Below are 21,735 nucleotides of genomic sequence, written 5' to 3' on the forward strand. Positions count from 1 at the left end.
GCCTAATTTTCTTTTATTTCTTTTAAACTATCCTCTATTTTTTCCAATTGCCCAGCAAAAAATTCTTGTTTGGCTTTTGGTAAAAACAATGTGATAGATAAAAGGATTTGTTCTTTAAAGATTGCCCAATCTGCGAATATTTCTTCATTGGTTAAAATCATTTCTATTTTTTCTGCTATTTTTTTCCAGAGGATCATTCGCCAGTTATTTTCACCCACTTCATATTCTTTAAACATGCTTAATACATGAAGAATATGGGGAACATTTTGGCTGACAATCGCCGCAAATAAAAAATCAATAATTACTTGCTCGATAATTTCTAGTGAGCGAATATCAATAATTTCCCGCTCATTGACAGATTGTAGTACACGAAAAAGTAACGAAGTTGGAAACGGCTGCAAGCCAACGTTTTTTTGTAATGCTAAAAATTTCAAATTAAAAATAGTATACACATCGGCATTAATTAATCGTTCCAGAATCTGATTTTCTAATGCAATAATTTCCTCTTTTGTCACAACCGTTTGAGGGTTAAAAAGATATTCCAACGCCAACATCGAATACATTACTTCTTGCTTTCCTAAAGCAAAAGACGATTTATCATAATACGCCCGATAATCTGCAACGATTCGACTACTTTCTTGAAAATTTTTACTAAAGATTGCTTGATTAAACTGCTCCTTAGCTAAAACTGTTTTGGACATTGGCGTTAATTTTTCTGTCATTTCCATCGGCGAAATAGACAAGATTTCGACAATAATGGCTAAATCCGAAATACGCAATTCACTATTTCCTTGGACAAAGCGTTGATAACTTCGACTAGAAACACCATTTTCATCAAAGACACGCAGAGGAATATTTTTCCCTTTACGAATCCGTTCAATTTCTTCACCTAGCGGCCGATATTCCATATATTCTTTTTGTTTCAAACGAATTACTCCATTTCTCTTTAAATAAGATAGCAACTAAGTTGAACGGTTATTCCCCAATGCTTAAAATTGTGCGAATATCTTCTTCCGTCATTTTCGCTAATTGCTCTTCATTTCCTTGAATCACTTTTTGGAACAGCTCGCGTTTTTCTTGCTGTAAGGAATTCATTTTTTCTTCAACCGTTCCTTCTGCAATCATCCGCCACACTTCAACAACCTTTTTTTGTCCCATGCGGTGCGCCCGACCAGCCGCTTGTTCTTCGACTGCGGGATTCCACCATAAATCGTATAAAATAACTGTATCTGCACCAGTCAAGTTTAGTCCGGTTCCCCCTGCTTTCAATGAAATTAAGAAGACATCTTTTTCTCCTTCATTGAAGGCATTCGCCATCGTTAACCGATCTTGAGGCTTCGTACTTCCTCGTAAATAGAACGTCTCTAAACCTAATTCATTCAATTCTTTTTCTAAGATAGAAAGCATACTTGTGAACTGAGAAAATAATAGGACACGACGATTGTTTTCTTTGGCAGCCACTAAAAAGTCTTTGACTTGTTCCACTTTGCCAGAACCTCCCGTGTAATCCTCAATAAACAAACGCGGATCGCAACAGATTTGTCGTAAACGGGTCAAGCCTGCTAAAATACTCATGCGATTTTTCTTGAAGGTCGCCTGATCCATTTGACTGACATCTGCTTGCATTTGTTTTAGATAGGCCAAATAAACCGTTTTTTGTTCTTCCGTTAAGACACTGTACATATTATTTTCAATTTTTTCTGGTAAGTCTGCGAGCACCGTTTTCTTGTCTCGTCGTAAAATGAATGGTTGAATCATTTTGGCAATTTCTTCCGGCTTAATTTCTCGAAAGGCTTTTTTGCCTGGGAACAATCCCGGTAAGATCATTTGGAAAATTGACCACAGTTCATCTAAATTATTTTCAATTGGTGTGCCACTTAATGCAAAACGTTGTGGTACTTTTAAACTTTTTAAGGCTTGCGCCGTTTTAGTCCCACTATTTTTAACCATTTGGGCCTCATCTAAAATCAAATAGCCGACACGTATTTCCTGATAAAGCTGAACATCTTGTCGCATACTTGCATAAGAAGTAATCAGAATATCTTCGGTGCTATTTTGTAAAAGCGCTGCTCGTTCTTGACGGTTGCCAGAAACCACTTGAACATTTAAGGTTGGCGCAAAACGTTTGACTTCGGCTAACCAGTTATAGGTTAAACTTGCAGGTGCGACAATCAAAGCTGTCCCTTTCAAGCGCTCTTCTTCTTTTTCCGAAAGTAAATAGGTAATGGTTTGCAGTGTCTTCCCTAAACCCATTTCATCAGCTAAAATACCGCCAAATTGATAATGGCTAAGCATTTTCAGCCATTTATACCCTGTTTCTTGGTAATGGCGTAACGTTGCTTGTAAAGATTTGGGGACTTGCGCTTCAAAGTTTTCTGGATGCGTTAAATCCGTGACCATTTTTTTAAAGGAATCTGAAAAATGTGCCCGCTCGTTGTCTTCTAATAAACTTTCGATCATGAGACCTTGATTTTTGGGCACATGAATGACATTGTCTTCTTGATGCATATTTTTTCGAAGCTTCGTTAAAATTGCACTTGTATGGAAAAATTCCTCTGAGTCAAAAGCAAGAATTTCACCACTTTTTAACGTATAAAAAGCATCATTACGTAGCAGACTAGTCAATACTGCATCGATTTCGGTTTCATCAATGCCAGTGACATCAAACCGAATATCTAACCAAGAATCCCCTTCCGCAACTTCAATCGTTGGTTGATGATGCTGGGCATCTAAATACAATTCCCGTAATTTCCGTCCCATCCGAACTTCTCCTAATTGACGGAAAGCTGGAACCTCGGCTTTAAAGAAATAATACAAGGACTCCCCAGCAGGTAAGACTTTTTCAAAGCCTGTGGTTGTTTGCTGATAGGCAAACTGTTGAAATTGTTGCTTAATTGCTGTTTCTTTTGCTTTATCTCGAACGATTTCTTGATTGACTTCAGGTAATTGAGCATATTTCGGGTTTGTCGAGAAAATGACTTCTCCATAGTGATAGTCAATTCGAGCATTAATCCGACCTTTAATTTTCTTAAAAATAAAGACTGCTTTTAAAGGATGATGGACGACTAATTCTTCAACTGATTCTTCAACAGACACTCGACCAATTTTTTCCAATAATGGTAACACTTCACTAAATAAATCAGAAACTGTTTCTTTTTCATAAATAATGGACGGCTCTTCCAAGCGTTTCATTAATTGAAGTAACGTGGTGTAGATGGCTTCCTGCTCTTCTGTTAGTAAATAAACCGTTTGATCCGCAATCGCCCAGTGATAGTGGGCTAGAAACGTTGTAATAGGATTCTGAATAGTTAATTTGAAGCTTTGTTCCTCGGTTTTTTGCACTGTAAACGTAAGTGGCAAACTGGTTTCTTTGAACGTTAGATAGCGATACTTATGAGTTTGATTGGTCAATATAAACTGACCCGTTCGATTCATTTTTTCAACTAACGATTGACTGCGATCAATTGGTAATAATAGATAACGTTTGTCGATTTTCCCTTTAACTTGAATACCGTTTGCACCTAATAATTGGCTGGTATGATAAATTGCCGCAAGTTCTGTTAAAATTTCTTGAATCTCCATTGAAAAAGAATCATGTAGCAAAGTAAATTGGTGTTGTTTATTCACCATAAAGGTCATTTCTTTTTCATATGCTTGTAAAAAATCACCAATATTTTTCACAATATATGTTTTAGGTTTGGTGCCTTCCAAACCAATTTTTAAAGAAAGACCAATCGTTGATAATTCTGGATAGTAATTATTCGTTTCGATCACATCTAAATGAAATTCTAAACGTAAAGGCTGCAAGGGAACTTCGGCAAAAGCTTTGCTTAATTTGGCAAAGCCTTTGGTAAACATTTCAGCTGTTGATCGATTTGTTTTCTCAAAACTGACTGTTTGATTCGCTTGAATAATTCTTGACACGCCTCGTTGTTTCAGTGCCAGTTCAACTGCCACTGTATGCTTGCAATAGCCATGTTCCATCCAATATTGACATTCACAAACATCTTGTTCTTTGGCGGTACCATCCAATTCAACAAGATAAAGTTCTTCCCCTAAAACCTCAGACAACCAGATCCTTTTTTCTGGATTTTGAACGATAGATAAGACCCGGCCTTCTTGCATATATTCGCGTCCTTGTTCAACGATTCGCTCTGGAATACTCCATTTCATCGACTCACCTCCTCTTCTACTAAGCTAGCTGATAGTGAACGGTACTTTGACCATTCCCATTGCTTTTTATTTGTAATTGTTGTGGAATTCGTGCTTTTAATTCGCCAATATGACTAATAATCCCAATCATGCGGCCTTCATTTTCAATCGTTTCTAACGCCTCCATTGCCATTTCCAATGCTTCTTCATCTAAGGAACCAAAGCCTTCATCAATAAACAACGCATCAATTAAGACTCCGCCTGCTTGTTCTTGAATCACTTCTGCTAAAGAAAGTGCCAAAGCTAACGCTGCTATAAAACTTTCCCCGCCTGATAACGTGTGAGCGCTGCGCACCGTCCCTGAATTGTCATCATAAATATTGATTTCTAGCCCCGTTTGATTCCGATAACTACCTGCTTCGTGATTCAATTCAAATTGATAACGACTATTGGTCAGGCGGTCTAAACGCTGATTAGCGACTGTCAGCACTCTTTCTAAATACGTTTGTAACATATACCGTTCAAAACTAATTTTTTTAGGATTATTGCCATTCACCGTATCTGCCAATTGTTGTAGTGCAGCAACTTCCTCAAACTTGTCTTCAATTGTTGTTCTTTGCGCATTAATTTCTTGAACCAACTGTTGGTTGTTCAGCATTTTTTCATGCAGTTGATAGTATTTTTTTTCTTGTTCTTCAATTTGTTGTGTTATTTGTTCAATTTCTGTGGTGATTAAAGATAATTCTGGGAACGTATCACTAGATAATTTTTTCTCAATTTCAGCGAGTTGGATAGTCAGTTGGGTTTGCTCTTGTTCAAATAAAGCAATTTGTTCTTGCTGACTTTCTAGTGTCGGTACCTCTTTCAACCACTCCGTCAATTGGTCCTCTGTCACTCCTTGTTCCGTTAAAACTGCGTTTAACTGACTCTCAAGTTGTGCGACTGTTTGTTGAAGTGTTTGTTGTTCTTTCTCCAAATGCGTCAGCGTACTTTCAAGGATCATTTCTTCTTTCTTCAAGGTTTCTCCTTGTGTCGTCACGTTTTCTTTTTGACGTTCAAATGCAGAGAGTTCTTCTTGAAGCAAAGCTTGTTGTTTGGTCATTTCTTCGTATGTGACGGTTGCATCCAATAATTGGCTAGCAATCATTTGCTGCTGGATAGTGATTCTTTCCAGACTTTGTTGCATTGTTTCTACTTGTTGTCGGAGCACTTCAAAGCGTTGGGAATTTTCAGCTACTTGTTCTTCTAGTTCCGCCAGACGGTCCTTTTCGACTGAAATTTCCGTTAGTTTTTGTGCTATTTGTTGTTTTTCTTTAGCTAATTGCGACTCAACTTCCGCAATTTCTGCAGGTGTTACTTGTGAAAAAGTTAGTCCTGTTAACGGCAACTGCAAGTCAGCAAACTGCGCTGCTAATTGTTCTTGTTCCTCAGTATACGCAGCTTCCTGTTCTTGTAATTGGCTTTCTTTCTGTTGCTTTTCCGCCCCTAATGCAGAGAGCGTTTCAGTAAATCGTTGAACCGTTTTTTCAACTTCCGTTAATTCCCGTTCCGCTTGATCAATCTCTTCTAAAGAAACTTCTTGATGAGTTTGTTGCTTTGGATGTTCTAAAGAGCCACAAACTGGGCAAGGTTCCCCCTCTTCAAGTAACAAGCTTAATCGTTGGATTTGTAAAGAGGCCCATTGACTTTTCTTTGTCTGCAACTTCGCTTCTTCGGCGCTTTTTTGTTGCTGTTCAACAGCAAACCGTTGTGTCAACTCGTGCAATTCCACTTGGTTTTGACTAATTTTTTGCCAAGCTTTTTGATTTTTTTGCCAACGTTCTACAAAATTTTGCCAATGATCTGCTACACTAGAACATTCAAAATTTGCTTTTTCAAGTGTTCCTTCTTGTTCAATAAATTGTTTGGCTGTCGCCACTTTATCCGCTAATGTTATTTTTTCCTGTTGGCAAGATTCATACTCTTTTTGAATGGCTTGATAATTGGCTTGTTCTGCTATTTGTTGTTGGGCTAACTGTTCATATTCTTGGTATTGTGGTAATTGACGTTGAATCGTTTGAAGACGTTCTTGTTTTTCAGCAATTAATGGTTGTTGTTCTTCCAACTCACTCAGGATTGCTTGCCAATCTGTCAATGCTTGTTGCGTTTCCATAAGAGCTTGTTGTTTGGACTTTGTTTCTTGCTCTTTTTGTTGTTTTTCGCTTCGTTTTTCAAAGACTTTTTCAGCTAAAGATTGCTGTTTTTGGCTCCATTTTAATTGCTGAATCTGTTCCTTTAGCCGCTCAATGACGGTTTCCTGTTCAGCTTGTTTTGTTTTCTTTTCCAGTAATTCTTCTTTTTGCTGTTGCAAGTTTTGTCGTTCTTCAATAGCATAACGAACTTGCTCTTTTGCTTGTTTGGCTTGTTTTAAGGTTGTAATTTGTTCTCTTTCAACTAATAGTTGTTGCTGAGCCTCTTGTTGTTGGCTTTCTAATAATTGAAGTTTTTCAAAAAGTGTCATTGTCGGTTCAGGTTCTTCTGACCAATGCAACTGTTCTGTTTTCAGTTCAATTTTTTGCTGGGTTTCTTGAATCTCTTGATTGGCAATTTTTAAGCGTTCTTTTAAATTTTCGCTGAACAACTGATACAATTCTGTTCCGAATAAATTACGCAAAACCTTTTCTTTTTCATCACTTTTAGCAATTAAAAAAGTCCGAAACTCTCCTTGTGGTAACAATACAATTTGAGCAAATTGATTGGCATTCAAATGTAATAATTCTTGAATGAGTTCGTCCACTTCACGTCTTTTAGAATAGGCTCGTAGTTCTTTCCCTTGAGCATCTTTGACAATTAAAGAAATTTTGGCACTTTGTTTACGGACTCCTGTGCCACGTTTTTTAAAAAGTTCTTGTTCAGGAAGGCGGTTCAGTTCATAGAGATACTCGTTATGTTTAAAAAGCAAAGTAACTTCAGTGGCTTCTGAGGGGTCAGCAAATGTGGAACGCATTTCTTTGCCTAAACGTAATTTTCCAGAACTTTCACCAAACAAAGCATAGCTCATTCCATCAAAAATCGTTGTTTTCCCAGATCCTGTTTTTCCACTAATTAGAAAAAGTGAAGAATCTTCAAACTTCGTAAAATCAATGGTTTCATTAATATACGGTCCGAAGTTTTTCAATGTTAAAGATAATGGTTTCATCCTGTTACTTCCCTCTTTCTAATTGATTAAGTGTACTCAGTTCTTCTTGGACCCATTGTGCTTGTTGTTCTGTCAGGGCCTCTCCTGTCACATCGTTAAAAAAGTCATGCAGATGTTCTTCTGGTGAACGTTGTTCTATTTGTACCACTTTTTTCTGATTTCCGTTGCTTGTTTCTCGACCATTCAAACGTTCCAGCCCAATAATTTTGGGGTAAATTTTTCGCAATTGATTCATCATGTTGGGAATGATCGCTCGGTCGGTTAATTGGACATGTAAATAATTTTCCCGATTCACTTCTTGATAAAAAGCAGGATCCGTTAACTGCTGAAACGAGCCCGTCAATTGTTGAATGTCTCGCAATGGTTTCAAAGCACGGAATTGAAAATGAACTTCAGTTTCTGTTTCAACAAGCCAAACACCCTTTTCTTGTGTCATTTCTGATAAAGAAAATTTTACAGGCGAGCCACTGTATCGAGCATTAGGTGCCTGCAACGCATTTTTTCCATGTAAGTGGCCCAACGCGACATAATCAAAAGGCTCTAACAAAGCCGTCGGTACAACATCCAAACCACCCACTGTTAATTTTGTTTCAGAATCAGTTTTTTCACTGCCAGCGACAAAAAAATGACTAACTAACACTTGTTTTTTGTTGGGGAGAAAAGATTCTTGCATTTTCGCGACAACTTTTTCCATCGCCGCCTGAATCGTTCGAATCGTTTCATCTTCAAAATATAAGCGAGCCGCAATCGGTTCAAAATAAGGCAACAAATAAAATTGGGTATTGGCGATTTCAATTGGTTGAAAGGCTTGTTCTAAACGCGTATTCAAATGAAATTGCGTTTGGTTAAACCAAGGGCCTCCTGTTTCTAAACGAGTGCTGCTATCATGGTTTCCCGAAATAGCTAACACGGGGAAATGCTCTTTGAGATTCATTTGAATCATCATTTCATTAAAAATCTCGACTGCTTCAACCGCTGGAACAGAGCGATCATACAAATCTCCAGCGATCACAACAGCATCCACTTGCTCTTCTTTCGCAATTGCTAAGATTTGTTTAAAGGCTTCCCTTTGTTCTGCCAATAAATCAAAACCATGTAATTTTTTGCCAATATGCCAATCTGCTGTATGTAAAAATTTCATTTTTTCACCGCCTAAAAAAGTCCTTCTTATTATTATAACAAATTTCTGGTATTTTTTAAGAAAATCGGACAGAAGAATTAGATTTTTAACAAACTTTTTTCTTAACGCAAGAAAAAAGACAGGGAGCATCATCTTTTGATGAGACTACCTGCCAGTAACATACCTATTCTGTAGCGGTTTGTTTTATTCTTTTTCTGTTGATTCATATTTAAAAGTTGGATCAATTTCTTTATCTAACTGATCAAATGCTTCTTGCATCCGACGTTCCACTTCAGCTAAACCGTCTTTATCCATTTTTTTAATATCGCTAATATCGATTGGCTCCCCAAAACGAACCGTTACTTTTTTACGTTTAAACAACTCTTTTAAAGTTAACGGACCTTGATAAACAGATGGCACGATAGGTACTCGCCCCATTTTAGCAATCAAGGCTACCCCACCTTTTAATTCTGAGGAATGACGCGTGCCACTAGGGAACATAATCAAACTTAAATCAGAATTTTTTAAAATTTTGACAGGTGTTTTTATCGCGCTGGGCCCGGGCTTCTCACGATCCACTGGAAACGCATTCGCATGTTTTAAAATGAAACGTAAAACAGGATTTTTAAACAACTCTTTTTTTGCCATAAAGCTAAACTTCTTAGGACTGCCAGCAACAGCTAAATACAGCGGTTCCCACCATGTTCGATGCGGCGCAACTAAGACATAGTTTTGGTCTTTTGGTAATTTTTCTTTATTTTCATAATGTGCATTTCCATTAATCACAAATAAAATGACGCGAACCACGCCACGCATAAATGTAAAAAACATAATTTTCTTCCTTTCTTCTCTCCGCTTTCTAGTATGCCGAAAGCTCTACCTTTTGACAAGCTTTTTTTACTTCTATCAATCAGAGAAATAACATGTCCCCACTAATCTAGGGAACAGATTTTGTCATACGGGTTTAAAAGTAGTATAATACATGAACAATCAGATGAAAAGTTGGAGGTTCTTAATCTATGTTATTATCCGGCGAACGAATTGATCAATTATATGCGGATGATATTCAAATTATTCAAAGCAAAGAAGTCTTTTCTTTTTCCATTGATGCAGTCTTATTGGCTAATTTTCCGCAACTACCAAAAAAAGGCAAGATTGTCGATTTGTGTGCTGGCAATGGCGCGGTCGGCCTCTTCGTTAGTCGGAAAACAGCTGCAAAGATCGACCAAATCGAATTACAACCTCGTTTGGCAGATATGGGGCAACGAAGTATTCTATTAAATAAATTGGAAAAACAAGTAACGATGTATGAACGTGATTTAAAACAAGCGACAGAGGTCATCAAAAAAGATTCTGTCGATTTAGTACTATGTAACCCCCCATACTTTAAAGAACGACCAACTAGCCAAAAAAATCCAAACCCGCATTTAGCGATTGCCCGTCATGAAATTCACACGTCTCTTCAAGAAGTGGTCACTGTGTCGGCGGATTTATTAAAAACAAATGGTCGCCTCGCAATGGTTCATCGACCTGATCGTTTCCTGGATATTTTACATGCCATGGAAAACGCCAATATTGCGCCGAAAAAAGCTCGGTTTGTTTATCCGAAGCCAGGCAAAGAAGCCAATGTTTTACTAATTGAAGGCATTAAGCAAGGCAAAAAAGACGGTTTTCGTGTGTTACCACCTCTTTTTACATACAATGAAAAGAACGAATACGAAGCAGAAATGAAGGCTATGCTGTATGGAGAATAAGAAATCCCATTATTTTTATGTTTTACTTTGCCAAGATGGTTCCTTTTACGGTGGCTATACAACTGAGCCAGAACGTCGATTAACCGAACATAATAGCGGAACTGGTGCAAAATATACACGGTTAGCCAAACGCCGCCCAGTCAAAATGATTCATACAGAGAAATTTGAAACACGTAGCGCGGCCACCAAAGCCGAATCCGCCTTTAAAAAATTAACGCGTAAACAAAAAGAACAGTATTTAAAAACCTTTCATTAAATGACAACAAGCAAAAAGAAACAGCCCTCATTTCATTGATGAAATGATGGCTGTTTCTTTCTCTTTTTAAACTAAGTTCTCGACAAAATGAATAACCATTTCGGCTGATTTTTTCCCAGCTTCATCGATGAATTCGTCAAAGCTTTGAGTTGCTTCGCCATCTGCTGTATCACTCATTGCCCGTACAACTAAGAATGGAATATTGAACTGTGAAGCGGCTTGGCCAATTGCTGCGCCTTCCATTTCGCAAGCTAAGGCTTCAGGAAACTCTTTCTTAATTTTGGCGATTTTCTCAGCGCTATCCACAAAAGTATCTCCAGTAACAATCAATCCTTTACGAATAGCTAAACCAGTTTTTTCAGCAGCTTTCGCAATTTCCATCCGCAAGTATTCACTTGTTTCAAAATACAAAGGCACACCACCAGGCAATTGTCCATAGGCATAACCAAAACCAGTGACATCAACATCAAAGTAAGCTAATTTGTCTGCAATGACTAAATCGCCGACTTTTAGTCCTTCACCGATACCACCAGCAGAACCTGTATTAATCACCATATTTACGCCATATTGATGAATCAATAAAGTCGTGGTCACAGCTGAGGCCACTTTACCAATTCCTGAACGAACCACAATCACCTCGTGTCTTCCTAACGAACCAGAAACAAATAAAGCGCCTGCTCGTTCCCATGACATCGTGTCTGTCAATTTTTCTTTTAGAATTTTGACCTCTTGATCCATTGCTCCAATAATTCCAATTTTCATAGTGATTCCTCTTTTCTATAAATTCAAAACGATATATGCCACAACGGCTAATAAAATCGCTACAATAATAATTGCCTTGTTTAACCAAGTACTCCGTTCTCGACGTTTCGAGTATTCTCCTACTCGTGACTTGTTGATCGGTTTTTGTTTTTTCTTTTCTTTACGATAAAACGTCGAAATTTCTTTTTCTTTTCGCTTATACGCTTTTTCCGCCAGCTTCTGCTCTTCCTGCTGACGACGTTCTGCTTCTTTTTCTTCTGCTTCTCTGCGTTTGCGAAGTTCTGTCCGAGTGACTAACGGACCTTTGCTCATTGCGTGTCCTCCTTAAACTGTCTCTGCAGTAAATACAATTCCCAGTATTGTATAGCAAAAAGTGTTTTGGCATCACAAATCGTGCCTTTTGCCACTTCTGCTTTGGCTTCAGCTATTGTTAGCTCGTAAAGTTCCAAGATTTCATCTTCATCTTGAGGACGCGGATTTTCGACTTTCTGCAAATCCGTTGCCAAATAGAGAGCCAATTTTTCATTAGCAAATCCTGGTGACAGATACATTGAATTTATGTAGGTGAGCTGACCTGCACGATACCCAGTTTCTTCTTCCAATTCCCGCATAGCCGTCGTTTCCAGTTGATTTTCTTCTCCAGGATCAATTTTTCCCGCCGGAATTTCTAAAATTACTTGTTCCAAGGGTTTTCTAAATTGTTTAACTAAGACGATTTTTCCTTCTGCGGTTAACGGAATCATAGCTACTGCGCCTGAATGAAAAACCAATTCGCGTTTAGCAGTGCCGCCTGTCGGTAAAGCCACGTCATCCAAAAAAACATCAATAATCTTTCCTTTAAAAATTTCTCGACGTTGAAGTGTTTTTTCTTCGAAGTCCTCATAATTTAACATATCTTTCACCAACCTTTCTTGTTTATCATACCCTAAAATGATAAAAATCGCACCCCTTCTTCTCTAGTTAAACCCTTTTCAAAGAAAAAAATTTATTGCTTTAGAAAAAAATTACATTTTCGAAAAAAAATAGACATAAAAAATTCACAACTTCCTTGTATTATTTAAGCATACCAACAAACAACCCTAACAAAACACTTTTTCATTTTTAACTCCTTTCCCGTCCTACCCCCAATTAGGACGGGTCTTTTTTTTGCGTTTTATACTTTTTTTCTTAGGATTTCACTAAATCATAAAATACATCTTCCGCTGTATGTCTTTTCTCTCACAGAGTATGCTAAAATAACTATTGTAACGAGAGCTGACTCTTTCGAGGATTAGATAGATAGGAGGAACTATATAAATGAACAAATTAAATACAAAATTACTGATTGGCTATATTCTTTTAGGAGCCTTAATCATTGCTGTCGCTAGAGAATATGGCTTCTTCGCTTTTGTGATTCTGGTAGGCTTTTTAGTATTCGTTCTCTATCGAAAAAAGAAAAATGCCGCCGACAAGAGCGATCAAATGCCTTACTTAACAAAAGATAAAGAAGCCCATTATCGTGAGTTGGGGTTATCTCCACAAGAAATTGATTTTTTCAGAAGTACAATGAGCACAGCCAAAAAACAAATCATACAATTACAAGAAAACATGAATCGTTCAACTAAATTACGGGCGATTGACTTACGTAATGATACTACGAAGGTTTCTAAAGCTCTGTTTAAAGAGTTAGTGAAAGAACCTAAAAAGTTACACTTAGCCAATCACTTTCTCTATACACATTTACCAAATATCGTTGACTTAACAAGTAAGCATTTAGAAATCGAACAACATGAAGTAAAAAACAAACAAACGTATGAAAAATTAGAAGAAAGCGCACAAATCATTGACCAATTGTCAAAATTAGTTAAAAATGATTATGAGGAAATCGTTTCCGATGACTTAGACGATTTAGATGTCGAAATGTCGATCGCTAAAAGCAGCTTGTCACAAAAAGCTGCAACTGAGGAATCACCTCAAGTAAACGAAGACCAGCAATAATCATTAGGGAGGAAAAAAAATGACTGAGCAACAACCCAAAGAAACAACATCTGTAACCAATACATTGGACGATTTATTAAGTAATCCATTTTCATCAATGGATGAACTAACACCAACGCAACAAAATGAACTATCTGAGTTAAAAGAACAGCAAGCAGCTCCTCGTTTAATTGATAAATTACCACAAGAACGTCAAGCCCAAGCAAAAGAATTAGCTTCAAAAATTGATGTCCAAGATTCACAAGCAGTAATTACCTATGGTTCAAATGCCCAAATCAAACTCGGCGAATTTTCGCAAGCGATGTTAAACCACGTTCAAGCACAAGACATTGGTCCTGTTGGTGATTCACTGACCGATCTAATGTTTCGTTTAAATGAAGCCAATCCCAATGAATTACGTGCTGGCGAAGGCAACTTTATTCAAAAAATGTTAGGTAAAGTCAAACAATCCGTTTACGAAATTACCGCCAAATATCAAAAAATTGGTGCGCAAATTGACAAAATTGCTGTCAAATTAACCCATGAAAAAGATGGTCTTTTAAAAGATAATGCCATGTTAGATCAATTGTATCAAAAAAATAAAGATTATTTTGATGCCTTAAACATCTATATTGCCGCTGGGGAATTAAAAGCAGAAGAACTACGGACGCAAATTATCCCTGAAGCCATGAAAAAAGCGGAAGAATCTGGGGATCAAATGGATGTCCAAATTGTTAATGATTATAACCAATTCCTAGACCGTTTAGAAAAAAGAACCCATGATTTACGCTTGGCTCGTCAAATTACGATTCAACAAGCCCCACAAATTCGTTTAATCCAAAATACTAACCAAGCTTTGGCTGAGAAAATTCAATCATCGGTGAATACAGCGATTCCGTTATGGAAAAACCAAGTAGTCATCGCCTTGACCTTACTCCGTCAAAAAGATGCTGTGACTGCTCAACGTCAAGTCTCTGAAACCACCAATGACTTACTGAAGAAAAATTCAGAAATGCTAAAAATTTCTGCAATTGAAACAGCAAAAGAAAACGAACGTGGCCTAGTCGATATTGAAACATTACAAAAAACACAAAATGATTTAATTGAAACTATCCAAGAAACATTACGTATTCAACAAGAAGGAAAAGAAAAACGCCAAGCTGCCGAAATCGAACTTGGCCATATGGAAGAAGATTTGAAAAATAAATTATTAGAATTAACACAATAATCAATGTTTAGAACAAACTTCTTATAGTACAAGCCTGGGACAAAAATCCAAAGTGATTTTTGTCCCAGGCTTGCTTTTCTTTTTACGCTTGAATATTGTATTTCAGCCACTTAATGATACAATAAAAGAAAACCATGTTTCTTTTTGAAAGGAGGAGCAATTGTGCCACAATTTGCTTCTAAAGCCGAAGAAAAAAATTATTATGAACGCCAAGCCAGCTTAGCAGAGTTTTTAACTTGGTATCATCAACAAGAATTACCTGAATATGAAAAACCCTCTTTAACCGTTGATATGGTTCTTCTTTGTTACAACAAGGAAGCCGATCAATTAAAAGTCTTACTGATTCAACGTAAAGGTCACCCCTTTAGAAACTCATGGGCGCTTCCTGGCGGTTTTGTTAATCGTAACGAATCTACTGAAGATAGTGTTTTAAGAGAAACAAAAGAGGAAACTGGTGTGGTGATTTCTCAAGAAAATATTGAACAATTACACAGCTTTAGTCGCCCAGATCGAGATCCTCGTGGTTGGGTCGTGACAGTCAGCTATTTAGCCTTTATTGGTGAAGAACCTTTAATTGCTGGCGACGATGCCAAAGAAGTCCACTGGTTCAATCTTGAACGGCATGGTCAACACATCACGTTATCTCATGAAGATGTGGAAATTACTTTAGACTTGAAAACAGCGGCCTCTCTTGGTAAAGATACATTAGCCTTCGACCATAGTGAAATTATAATTAAGGCGTTTAATCGTGTTGTTGATAAAATGGAACATGAACCGCAAGTGCTTCAAGTCTTAGGAAAAGATTTCACCATTACGGAAGCCCGTAAAGTTTTTGCGAAGTTCCTCGGCGTTGATTATCGTAGCATTGACCATTCAAATTTTAAAAAAGCCATGACACAATATTTTGAAGAGTTAGGTGAACGTCCCGTTGGCATTGGCCGCCCTTCAAAAATTTACCAATTGAAAACAACAACAGGTTTCTAAGAGGAGGGAATATTTTTTGACTGTTTACTTAAGAAAAGCAGAACCTTCTGATTTGCCTGACATCCTTGCTATCATTGAAGATGGACGCCGCACCTTACAAAAAAGTGGCATTCCCCAATGGCAAAACGGCGATGGACCGAATCAAGAAATTTTAGCAAAAGATATCGACCAGCAAACTTGCTATATTTTAATGGTTGATGATGCCTTGGCAGGCGTTGGTGTTTTATGTTCGGAGATTGATCCTGCTTATGAAGCGATTTTTAATGGTTCTTGGCAACCTCATTCTCAAACTACGTATACGGCAATTCATCGTGTTGCTCTAAAAAGTTCCTTTCAAGGTCAAGGACTGGCCTTGGTGCTTTTGCGCTCACTGGTTACAGCCGCTCGTTTGCAAGGTGCTACTGATATTCGAATTGATACACATCCACAAAATCTCGCTATGCAGCACCTGATTAAAAAAGCTGGCTTTGTTTATCAAGGTGACGTGATTTTAGATGTTAACGATGGCGAACGTTATGCTTATCAGATGATATTGAAATAAAAAAGTTAGGGATAACTGCCAGATTGACAGCTATCCCTAACTTTTTACATCTTATGAACACTATGAGCGCTTTGAATGCCCTCACAGGCTTCTTTACAAGCTTGATTAATTAATAAATAAGAGGATTCTTTTTGGCGGATTCCTAATTGATATTTCAATTCATCTGTCACTTGGCAAGATTCACTTAATGCCTCTAACCAGAAAAATACTCCTTCTTTATACGTATCTAATCCTTCTAGCAAGATTTTCGTTGCTTCTTTATCATAATACGGCTCTAAATTTTTACGAAACATCATTTCTTCTGTAAAAAAACGATTCACATTATTTCGGCAAAACATATAAGTGTCACGGCCTCTCCGATGTGCAGCCTGATTACAACCGTATTCTTGAACTTCTTTAGAGATGGCTTTGAAAATTTCGTTGTATACTTCAATTCTTTGCATAATTGACAAAATGGTATCTGTATAACTAAACATAACTCCTTGCTCCCTTCCCCTTCTAAGTAACAAAAATTTGCTTGTTACTTTCATTATAAAGGGAATGTTGGGTTTATATCAAATGATACGCTGTTTCCTTGCTAAAATCCTTCGTTTTTTCCTTAGAAGAATAATAAGTAAGCGGATTATTTAATCTGTTATGTTCGGATTTTCTACACTTGGAAAATAAATTATTTTATAAAGCCATTTTCCGTTTTAACTGATGGCAACGGGCCGGTCTGTGTATTGCCAGGAACACCAATATACGTATTGCCGTTGATGGAAGTCATTTCGTTTTCCTCAGCTGCTTCATCTTGAACGGTATAATCACTTTGATATAAAAATTCACCGTTCGTATGGAAGACATAGCCGTCTTGATCTCGTTCATCTGGCTTTTCTAAATTTAAAGACACACGTAATTGATGACGGACATTTTCAATACTATCTGGATATAGTTCAACCATACTGCGCCCTTCATTACTAAAAGTGCGCCAGTCAAAAGAAAGCTGTTGTTTATCATAATTGGTCCAAGTCAAACCTTCTTTGACTAAATGAGTCAATTCATTGGAATCCACATCAGTTTGAATGTTTCCATTTAACGAATCAATAATGTCCATTATTTTCATGATTGATTGACCAGATTTCAACTTGTCTTCAACTGCTTGAATAATTTCTTGTTGTCGGAATCCACGCATAATATCGTTATCGCTATGTCTTTCACGGGCATAAGATAAAGCTTTCGTACCATCTAAATGCTGTTTCCCTGCATCAAAATGAATGGATCCTGGCCCGTCTTTGGTGACACCATCAAACGCCTGCTTGACATTGACATCTATGCCGCCAACTGCATCAATTAACTTAATAAAAGATAAAAAGTTAAACACAACGTAATGATTGATTGGAATATTCAATAATTTCTCAACTGTGTTAACAGAAGCTGTTGGTCCATCGTAGGTATAGGCGGCTTCAATTCGTTGCATCCCTTGGTAATTTTTTGCATCAATTTGAACAAAACTATCCCGTGGCAAACTTAAATAGGTTATTTTCTTCGTCTTGTTATTCACGGTAATCACCATCATAGCATCAGTCCTAGTTGTGCCTAATTTCCGTTCAATTGTATTGTCTAGCCCCATAATCAAAAACGATTGACTATCTTTATTTTGCGCTTCAGTATAATCATTTTTTATGGGAACATAGCCTTTATCAATTGTTTTCTTTAAATAGCTACCCGCTACAGCAAAGTATGCTGAGCCGACTGTGACAAAAAACAAAATGATGACTAAACTAATTAAGCTGATTTTTCGCTTCCTACTCATTGGCTGTACTTCCTCTCTCTTGAAAAGTCTCCACCATCATTACTACTCCTCTAAGCAGACAAGAGACAAGTCTATCTTACCAGTCCCCTTCAAAACTAAACATAGCAGAATTTATATAGGGGTATAACCTAGAGGAAACAAAAAAGAGAGGCTTGTTTGTTTAAAAGTCTCTCTTTTTTGTTATTTATTTTTGTGTTCTTTTTTGAACAATTCCACCATTTTTTGCTGTGGTTTTGGAAAAACATAGTCCGAAAATTGTTGTGCTGCCACCCATCGCTGCGACTCTAGTGTGGCTAATTCGCCTGTATTTCGGCCATAAAAGACTAAGATATGCCATTTTAAATGACTGAAAATATGAACGACTTCGCCTAAGGCACGTTTTTGCCAGACAACTGTGTCATAGTCAGCAAAAACATTGACAGGTTCTTCAGCAACCAAAGGCTCTGTTACAGGATCTAACTCTAAAGTTAATTGTTTTTCCGTTTCTGCTGGTTGCGCCAGTTTTTGCAATTGTTGAAATTGTTTTTTGCTAATTTCTTCAATCGGAAACAGCCACATATTGGCTAACAAACCGGTTTCAGGGCGTTGTTCTAATAAAAATTCTTGCTTTTTATTTTCAATAATAGTGCCGACATAATACACATCTTTCGGCTTAACTTTTTTTGATTTGACTGGATAAGCGGTCATTTTATCTGCCTGATAGGCCGCACAATATTGCTGAAGCGGACAACTTTCACACTTAGGGGAAGTTGGGGTGCAGACGGCTGAGCCTAGATCCATTAAGGCTTGATTAAAATCCCCTGGACGCTCACGATCGATGATTTTAAGCATCGCCGCTTCAAATACTTTACGACTACTCGCTTTTGCAATATCTGCATCAATTTCAAATAAACGGCTCACTACCCGCATGACGTTACCGTCAATTGCTGGTTCGGGTAAATTAAAGGCAATACTGCCAATCGCACCAGCTGTATAGGGGCCGATTCCTTTTAAACTCCGAATATCTTCGATTGTGTCAGGCATTTTCCCACCAAATTCTGAAACAATCTGTTGCGCTGCCACTTTTAAATTACGCGCTCGTGAATAGTAGCCTAACCCTTCCCAAGCTTTCAACAACTTATCATCTGGCGCTTCCGCTAAATCTTGAATCGTCGGAAACCATTCCATAAATCGATAAAAATAATCAATGACTGTATCTACGCGAGTTTGTTGTAGCATAATTTCAGAAATCCAAATACGATATGCATCTGTATTCGCTCGCCAAGGTAAATTGCGTTTTTCTCGTTCATACCAAGCTAAAAAATCTTCCTGGAATGAACTAACTTTTGCGGGACTCCACGCCTCCCAAGGCTCTTTATTCGTCATGTTCTACTTCCTTTTCGCTAATAAATTGCTGAATCAAATCATAGTCAAACCCTTTTTGGAATAAGCTTTGTTTGACTTTTTGGACTTTTTTAGAAAAATCAAATCGCTGATTAGCACGCCATAAACGTTCGCCTTCCTTGTTTAACGCTTGTTGTTCTTGTTCTTCGTCCTTTTCAAAAGCTAAAGATTCCAAAGCTAGATCAATGATTTCATTTGTAAAGCCCTTTTGCATCAGATGCAGACGCGTTTTCTGAAGTGCATCTTTAAAACTTTTAGTTCGATAGCGTTTCATGGCTTTTTCTGCAGTTGCTGTGGCAACATTAAGTTGTTCATCTAACGTATAAAAGGTCAAGCCATGCTGAATATCTTCTTCACTAATGCCTTTTTGCTTTAATTGTTGTGCCACATTTCGTGGTCCTTTATCACTGGTTCGCATAGCTGTCCGTACGTAACTTTCACTAAAAATTGCATCATCCAACAACCGCAGCTCTTCTAAACGTTGAACGATTTTTACTCGATCTTCAGGTACAATTTCTTTCTCTTTTAAATAAGTAAAAATCTCTTTCTTTGAACGTAATTGATAGCTTAAATAATTCATCGCCATTTGTAACCCGACATCATAAGAACTGGCTTTTTTTATTTCTTCTATTAAAGTATCTGATAACTCTTGGCCTTTTAGCAGACGCTGCCGTACTAAAATATCTTCCGAGACACGCAGTTTTTCGCCTGAAGATAGCCAAAGTAGATAAAATTCACCTTTATCTTTACTAATTCGTGTGATTGTTGTCATCTTATTCTCCTGCCCCTCTAAATCAGAACATATATTCTACTATACCATAGAATCCTTGGAAGCCAAATAAATAAAAATGTGCTAAAATGGGAGGAAGTGAAAAATGTGAGATGACTAAAGGATGAAAGAATATGACCCAACAACTAGTAAAAAAAGGCCAACAAATTTCTTTAAAAATTAAACGATTAGGAATTAATGGCGAAGGTATCGGCTATTATAAAAAATTAATTATTTTCGTTCCTGGGGCGCTACCGAAAGAAGAAGTGACTGCCACGATCACAAATGTTACACCCAAATTTGCTGAAGGAACCCTTCAATCTGTCAAAAAAGCTGCTAAAGATCGCGTGGTCCCTCCTTGTCCTGTCTATGAAACATGTGGCGGCTGCCAACTACAACATTTAGCCTACAAAGCACAATTAGACTTTAAAAAAGATTTATTAAAGCAGGCACTTAACAAATTTAAACCAGCCAATTATCAAAACTATGAACTACGAAAAACAATTGGGATGGAGAATCCTTGGAATTATCGAAATAAAGCCCAATTCCAATTACGCCAAATCGATGGCCAAGTAGAAGCTGGTCTCTATCAAGCTGATTCACATCAATTAGTACCGATTGATAACTGTTTGGTCCAACAGCCTGCGACAACCAAGGTGATGAATACATTAGTTGATTTATTGAATGACTTTCAATTACCAATTTATGATGAACGTAAAAATAGTGGTATCTTTCGAACATTAATGGTTCGAGTGGGCATCCAAACTGGCGAAGTCCAAGTAGTTTTCATTACACAATCGCAGAAATTTCCACAAAAAGAAAAAATGGTTCGCGCAATTAATGAACAATTACCAGAAGTTGTTTCTATTATGCAAAATGTCCAAAATAAAAAAACCTCTCTAGTAATGGGTGATGATACCCTTCACTTATGGGGCAAAGAAAGCATTGAAGAACACATTAACGACGTTGTCTTTGATTTATCGCCGCGAGCATTTTTCCAATTGAATCCAGAACAAACGGAAGTTTTATATAATGAAGGAATCAAGGCCTTAAATTTACAACCAAATGAAACTGTTGTTGATGCTTATTGTGGCGTCGGGACCATTGGCTTAAGTTTAGCGAAACAAGCGCATCAAGTTCGTGGTATGGATACCATTCCCGCCGCAATTGACGATGCTAGATTCAATGCAAAACGACTTGGTGTTACGAACACACATTATGCTGTTGGAACAGCTGAAGACTTATTACCTAAATGGTTCAAAGAAGGCTTTAAACCTGATGCCATTGTAGTTGATCCCCCACGGACTGGTTTGGATCGTAAATTATTAACGGCCCTTTTGAAACAACCACCTAAGAAAATGGTGTATATTTCTTGTAATGTATCCACGTTAGCACGTGATTTAGTTCAATTAGCCAAAGTATATCAAGTAGACTATTTACAATCTGTTGATATGTTTCCACAAACCGCTCGTTGTGAAGTTGTCGTAAAATTAACGAGAAAATAAAAAAAGGCACCAAGTTTCACGAAATTCGTGAGACTTGGTGCCTTTAACTAATTAAACAATTATTTACTTAATTAGCTATTTTTTCGTCCGAAGAAGAATGAAACCACAGCAACTAAAATTACTGCCCCAATAATTGATGGCACAATTGCCATACCTGCTACGTGAGGACCCCAGCTACCTAAGATTTTTTCTCCGATAAATGAACCAACTAAACCGGCAACGATATTCGCAATCCAACCCATTGATTGACCTTTGCTTGTAAGTGCGCCAGCGATAGCACCGATAACAGCACCAACGATTAAAACCCATAAAGTATGCATAAAATAATTCCTCCTAAATGCTTTATCTAGCGAAT

20 protein-coding genes are annotated in these 21,735 nt (G+C 37.5%); 7 read left to right on the top strand and 13 right to left on the bottom strand.

Features of this window, described 5'->3' with window-relative positions; genetic code table 11:
* Nucleotides 1–2 precede the first annotated feature (2 nt).
* The 5 genes from elrR to IGJ03_RS09945 form a co-directional block, all read right to left on the bottom strand.
* Nucleotides 3–908 (bottom strand): Rgg family transcriptional regulator ElrR, encoded by a 906-nt coding sequence (gene elrR / locus IGJ03_RS09925; RefSeq protein WP_002389794.1) that lies wholly within the window; start codon nt 906–908, stop codon nt 3–5.
* 67 nt (nt 909–975) lie between these two features.
* Nucleotides 976–4,173: an SNF2 helicase associated domain-containing protein gene (locus tag IGJ03_RS09930; RefSeq protein WP_375804573.1), complete on the bottom strand. Its 3,198-nt coding sequence runs from the start codon at nt 4,171–4,173 to the stop codon at nt 976–978.
* Nucleotides 4,174–4,192: 19 nt separating this feature from the next.
* The gene (locus tag IGJ03_RS09935; RefSeq protein ID WP_282897076.1) at nt 4,193–7,330 is read right to left on the bottom strand and encodes an AAA family ATPase; all 3,138 of its coding nucleotides are present in this window, start codon (nt 7,328–7,330) and stop codon (nt 4,193–4,195) included.
* Between the two features lie 4 nt (nt 7,331–7,334).
* Entirely contained in the window at nt 7,335–8,603 is a 1,269-nt protein-coding gene (locus IGJ03_RS09940) for an exonuclease SbcCD subunit D (RefSeq protein ID WP_174121671.1), read from the bottom strand.
* Between the two features lie 51 nt (nt 8,604–8,654).
* Nucleotides 8,655–9,281 carry a lysophospholipid acyltransferase family protein gene (locus IGJ03_RS09945; protein ID WP_002356461.1) on the bottom strand — a complete coding sequence of 209 codons (627 nt, stop codon included), beginning with the start codon at nt 9,279–9,281 and terminating at the stop codon, nt 8,655–8,657.
* A gap of 188 nt (nt 9,282–9,469) precedes the next feature.
* Between IGJ03_RS09945 and IGJ03_RS09950 the strand changes: the two genes are divergently transcribed.
* Entirely contained in the window at nt 9,470–10,204 is a 735-nt protein-coding gene (locus IGJ03_RS09950) for a tRNA1(Val) (adenine(37)-N6)-methyltransferase (protein ID WP_002356457.1), read from the top strand.
* On the top strand, nt 10,194–10,460 hold the full coding sequence (locus IGJ03_RS09955; protein ID WP_142956531.1) for a GIY-YIG nuclease family protein: 267 nt from the start codon (nt 10,194–10,196) through the stop codon (nt 10,458–10,460). The genes IGJ03_RS09950 and IGJ03_RS09955 overlap by 11 nt, the downstream gene beginning before the upstream one ends.
* Before the next feature lie 66 nt (nt 10,461–10,526).
* Here the strand turns inward: IGJ03_RS09955 and IGJ03_RS09960 are convergent, their stop codons facing one another.
* Genes IGJ03_RS09960 through IGJ03_RS09970 form a run of 3 tightly spaced genes read right to left on the bottom strand, consistent with a single transcriptional unit; the run spans nt 10,527 to nt 12,115 of the window.
* The gene (locus IGJ03_RS09960) at nt 10,527–11,222 is read right to left on the bottom strand and encodes a 5'-methylthioadenosine/adenosylhomocysteine nucleosidase (protein WP_002356454.1); all 696 of its coding nucleotides are present in this window, start codon (nt 11,220–11,222) and stop codon (nt 10,527–10,529) included.
* Between the two features lie 15 nt (nt 11,223–11,237).
* On the bottom strand, nt 11,238–11,534 hold the full coding sequence (macP, locus tag IGJ03_RS09965) for a cell wall synthase accessory phosphoprotein MacP (RefSeq protein WP_002356451.1): 297 nt from the start codon (nt 11,532–11,534) through the stop codon (nt 11,238–11,240).
* Nucleotides 11,531–12,115 carry an NUDIX hydrolase gene (locus IGJ03_RS09970; protein WP_002356449.1) on the bottom strand — a complete coding sequence of 195 codons (585 nt, stop codon included), beginning with the start codon at nt 12,113–12,115 and terminating at the stop codon, nt 11,531–11,533. The genes macP and IGJ03_RS09970 overlap by 4 nt, the downstream gene beginning before the upstream one ends.
* 403 nt (nt 12,116–12,518) lie before the next feature.
* On the opposite strand from IGJ03_RS09970, the gene IGJ03_RS09975 reads away from it, so the two are divergent.
* The 4 genes from IGJ03_RS09975 (at nt 12,519) to IGJ03_RS09990 (ending at nt 15,931) form a co-directional block, all read left to right on the top strand.
* Nucleotides 12,519–13,199 carry a 5-bromo-4-chloroindolyl phosphate hydrolysis family protein gene (locus IGJ03_RS09975; protein ID WP_002356448.1) on the top strand — a complete coding sequence of 227 codons (681 nt, stop codon included), beginning with the start codon at nt 12,519–12,521 and terminating at the stop codon, nt 13,197–13,199.
* A gap of 19 nt (nt 13,200–13,218) precedes the next feature.
* Nucleotides 13,219–14,406: a toxic anion resistance protein gene (locus IGJ03_RS09980; protein WP_002356447.1), complete on the top strand. Its 1,188-nt coding sequence runs from the start codon at nt 13,219–13,221 to the stop codon at nt 14,404–14,406.
* Nucleotides 14,407–14,550: 144 nt separating this feature from the next.
* On the top strand, nt 14,551–15,390 hold the full coding sequence (locus IGJ03_RS09985; protein WP_002384084.1) for an NUDIX domain-containing protein: 840 nt from the start codon (nt 14,551–14,553) through the stop codon (nt 15,388–15,390).
* 16 nt (nt 15,391–15,406) lie between these two features.
* Nucleotides 15,407–15,931, top strand: a complete 525-nt coding sequence (locus IGJ03_RS09990) for a GNAT family N-acetyltransferase (RefSeq protein ID WP_002407244.1) — start codon at nt 15,407–15,409, stop codon at nt 15,929–15,931.
* 44 nt (nt 15,932–15,975) lie between these two features.
* Here the strand turns inward: IGJ03_RS09990 and IGJ03_RS09995 are convergent, their stop codons facing one another.
* The 4 genes from IGJ03_RS09995 to recX all read right to left on the bottom strand — a co-directional run bounded on the left by IGJ03_RS09995 (nt 15,976) and on the right by recX (nt 19,878).
* Nucleotides 15,976–16,461, bottom strand: coding sequence for a hypothetical protein (locus IGJ03_RS09995; protein ID WP_002356444.1), 486 nt, complete (start codon nt 16,459–16,461; stop codon nt 15,976–15,978).
* A gap of 137 nt (nt 16,462–16,598) precedes the next feature.
* Complete coding sequence (locus IGJ03_RS10000) at nt 16,599–17,723, bottom strand: LCP family protein (protein WP_010821792.1); 1,125 nt, start codon at nt 17,721–17,723, stop codon at nt 16,599–16,601.
* 180 nt (nt 17,724–17,903) lie between these two features.
* Nucleotides 17,904–19,088 (bottom strand): A/G-specific adenine glycosylase, encoded by a 1,185-nt coding sequence (gene mutY, locus IGJ03_RS10005; RefSeq protein ID WP_010821793.1) that lies wholly within the window; start codon nt 19,086–19,088, stop codon nt 17,904–17,906.
* Nucleotides 19,078–19,878, bottom strand: a complete 801-nt coding sequence (gene recX / locus IGJ03_RS10010) for a recombination regulator RecX (protein WP_002356439.1) — start codon at nt 19,876–19,878, stop codon at nt 19,078–19,080. Before recX ends, mutY begins: the two co-directional genes overlap by 11 nt.
* Before the next feature lie 131 nt (nt 19,879–20,009).
* On the opposite strand from recX, the gene rlmD reads away from it, so the two are divergent.
* Complete coding sequence (rlmD, locus tag IGJ03_RS10015; RefSeq protein WP_002384079.1) at nt 20,010–21,380, top strand: 23S rRNA (uracil(1939)-C(5))-methyltransferase RlmD; 1,371 nt, start codon at nt 20,010–20,012, stop codon at nt 21,378–21,380.
* Nucleotides 21,381–21,451: 71 nt separating this feature from the next.
* Here rlmD and IGJ03_RS10020 read toward each other — a convergent pair whose 3' ends face one another.
* Nucleotides 21,452–21,700 (bottom strand): GlsB/YeaQ/YmgE family stress response membrane protein, encoded by a 249-nt coding sequence (locus IGJ03_RS10020; RefSeq protein ID WP_002356434.1) that lies wholly within the window; start codon nt 21,698–21,700, stop codon nt 21,452–21,454.
* Between the last annotated feature and the right edge of the window lie 35 nt (nt 21,701–21,735).

It is taken from the genome of Enterococcus sp. DIV1315a (assembly GCF_051712325.1).
In the GTDB taxonomy this organism is placed as follows: domain Bacteria; phylum Bacillota; class Bacilli; order Lactobacillales; family Enterococcaceae; genus Enterococcus; species Enterococcus faecalis.

Excerpts from the sequence above, each read along its gene's own strand:
- IGJ03_RS09970 (WP_002356449.1), bottom strand. The coding sequence starts at position 12,115 with ATGTTAAATTATGAGGACTTCGAAGAAAAAACACTTCAACGTCGAGAA.
- elrR (WP_002389794.1), bottom strand. The coding sequence starts at position 908 with ATGGAATATCGGCCGCTAGGTGAAGAAATTGAACGGATTCGTAAAGGG.
- IGJ03_RS09935 (WP_282897076.1), bottom strand. The coding sequence starts at position 7,330 with ATGAAACCATTATCTTTAACATTGAAAAACTTCGGACCGTATATTAAT.
- IGJ03_RS09930 (WP_375804573.1), bottom strand. The coding sequence starts at position 4,173 with ATGAAATGGAGTATTCCAGAGCGAATCGTTGAACAAGGACGCGAATAT.
- IGJ03_RS09945 (WP_002356461.1), bottom strand. The coding sequence starts at position 9,281 with ATGTTTTTTACATTTATGCGTGGCGTGGTTCGCGTCATTTTATTTGTG.
- IGJ03_RS09980 (WP_002356447.1), top strand. The coding sequence starts at position 13,219 with ATGACTGAGCAACAACCCAAAGAAACAACATCTGTAACCAATACATTG.
- IGJ03_RS09960 (WP_002356454.1), bottom strand. The coding sequence starts at position 11,222 with ATGAAAATTGGAATTATTGGAGCAATGGATCAAGAGGTCAAAATTCTA.
- IGJ03_RS09975 (WP_002356448.1), top strand. The coding sequence starts at position 12,519 with ATGAACAAATTAAATACAAAATTACTGATTGGCTATATTCTTTTAGGA.
- recX (WP_002356439.1), bottom strand. The coding sequence starts at position 19,878 with ATGACAACAATCACACGAATTAGTAAAGATAAAGGTGAATTTTATCTA.
- macP (WP_002356451.1), bottom strand. The coding sequence starts at position 11,534 with ATGAGCAAAGGTCCGTTAGTCACTCGGACAGAACTTCGCAAACGCAGA.
- IGJ03_RS09940 (WP_174121671.1), bottom strand. The coding sequence starts at position 8,603 with ATGATGCTCCCTGTCTTTTTTCTTGCGTTAAGAAAAAAGTTTGTTAAA.
- IGJ03_RS09955 (WP_142956531.1), top strand. The coding sequence starts at position 10,194 with ATGGAGAATAAGAAATCCCATTATTTTTATGTTTTACTTTGCCAAGAT.
- IGJ03_RS10020 (WP_002356434.1), bottom strand. The coding sequence starts at position 21,700 with ATGCATACTTTATGGGTTTTAATCGTTGGTGCTGTTATCGGTGCTATC.
- mutY (WP_010821793.1), bottom strand. The coding sequence starts at position 19,088 with ATGACGAATAAAGAGCCTTGGGAGGCGTGGAGTCCCGCAAAAGTTAGT.
- IGJ03_RS09995 (WP_002356444.1), bottom strand. The coding sequence starts at position 16,461 with ATGAAAGTAACAAGCAAATTTTTGTTACTTAGAAGGGGAAGGGAGCAA.
- IGJ03_RS10000 (WP_010821792.1), bottom strand. The coding sequence starts at position 17,723 with ATGAGTAGGAAGCGAAAAATCAGCTTAATTAGTTTAGTCATCATTTTG.
- IGJ03_RS09950 (WP_002356457.1), top strand. The coding sequence starts at position 9,470 with ATGTTATTATCCGGCGAACGAATTGATCAATTATATGCGGATGATATT.
- rlmD (WP_002384079.1), top strand. The coding sequence starts at position 20,010 with ATGACCCAACAACTAGTAAAAAAAGGCCAACAAATTTCTTTAAAAATT.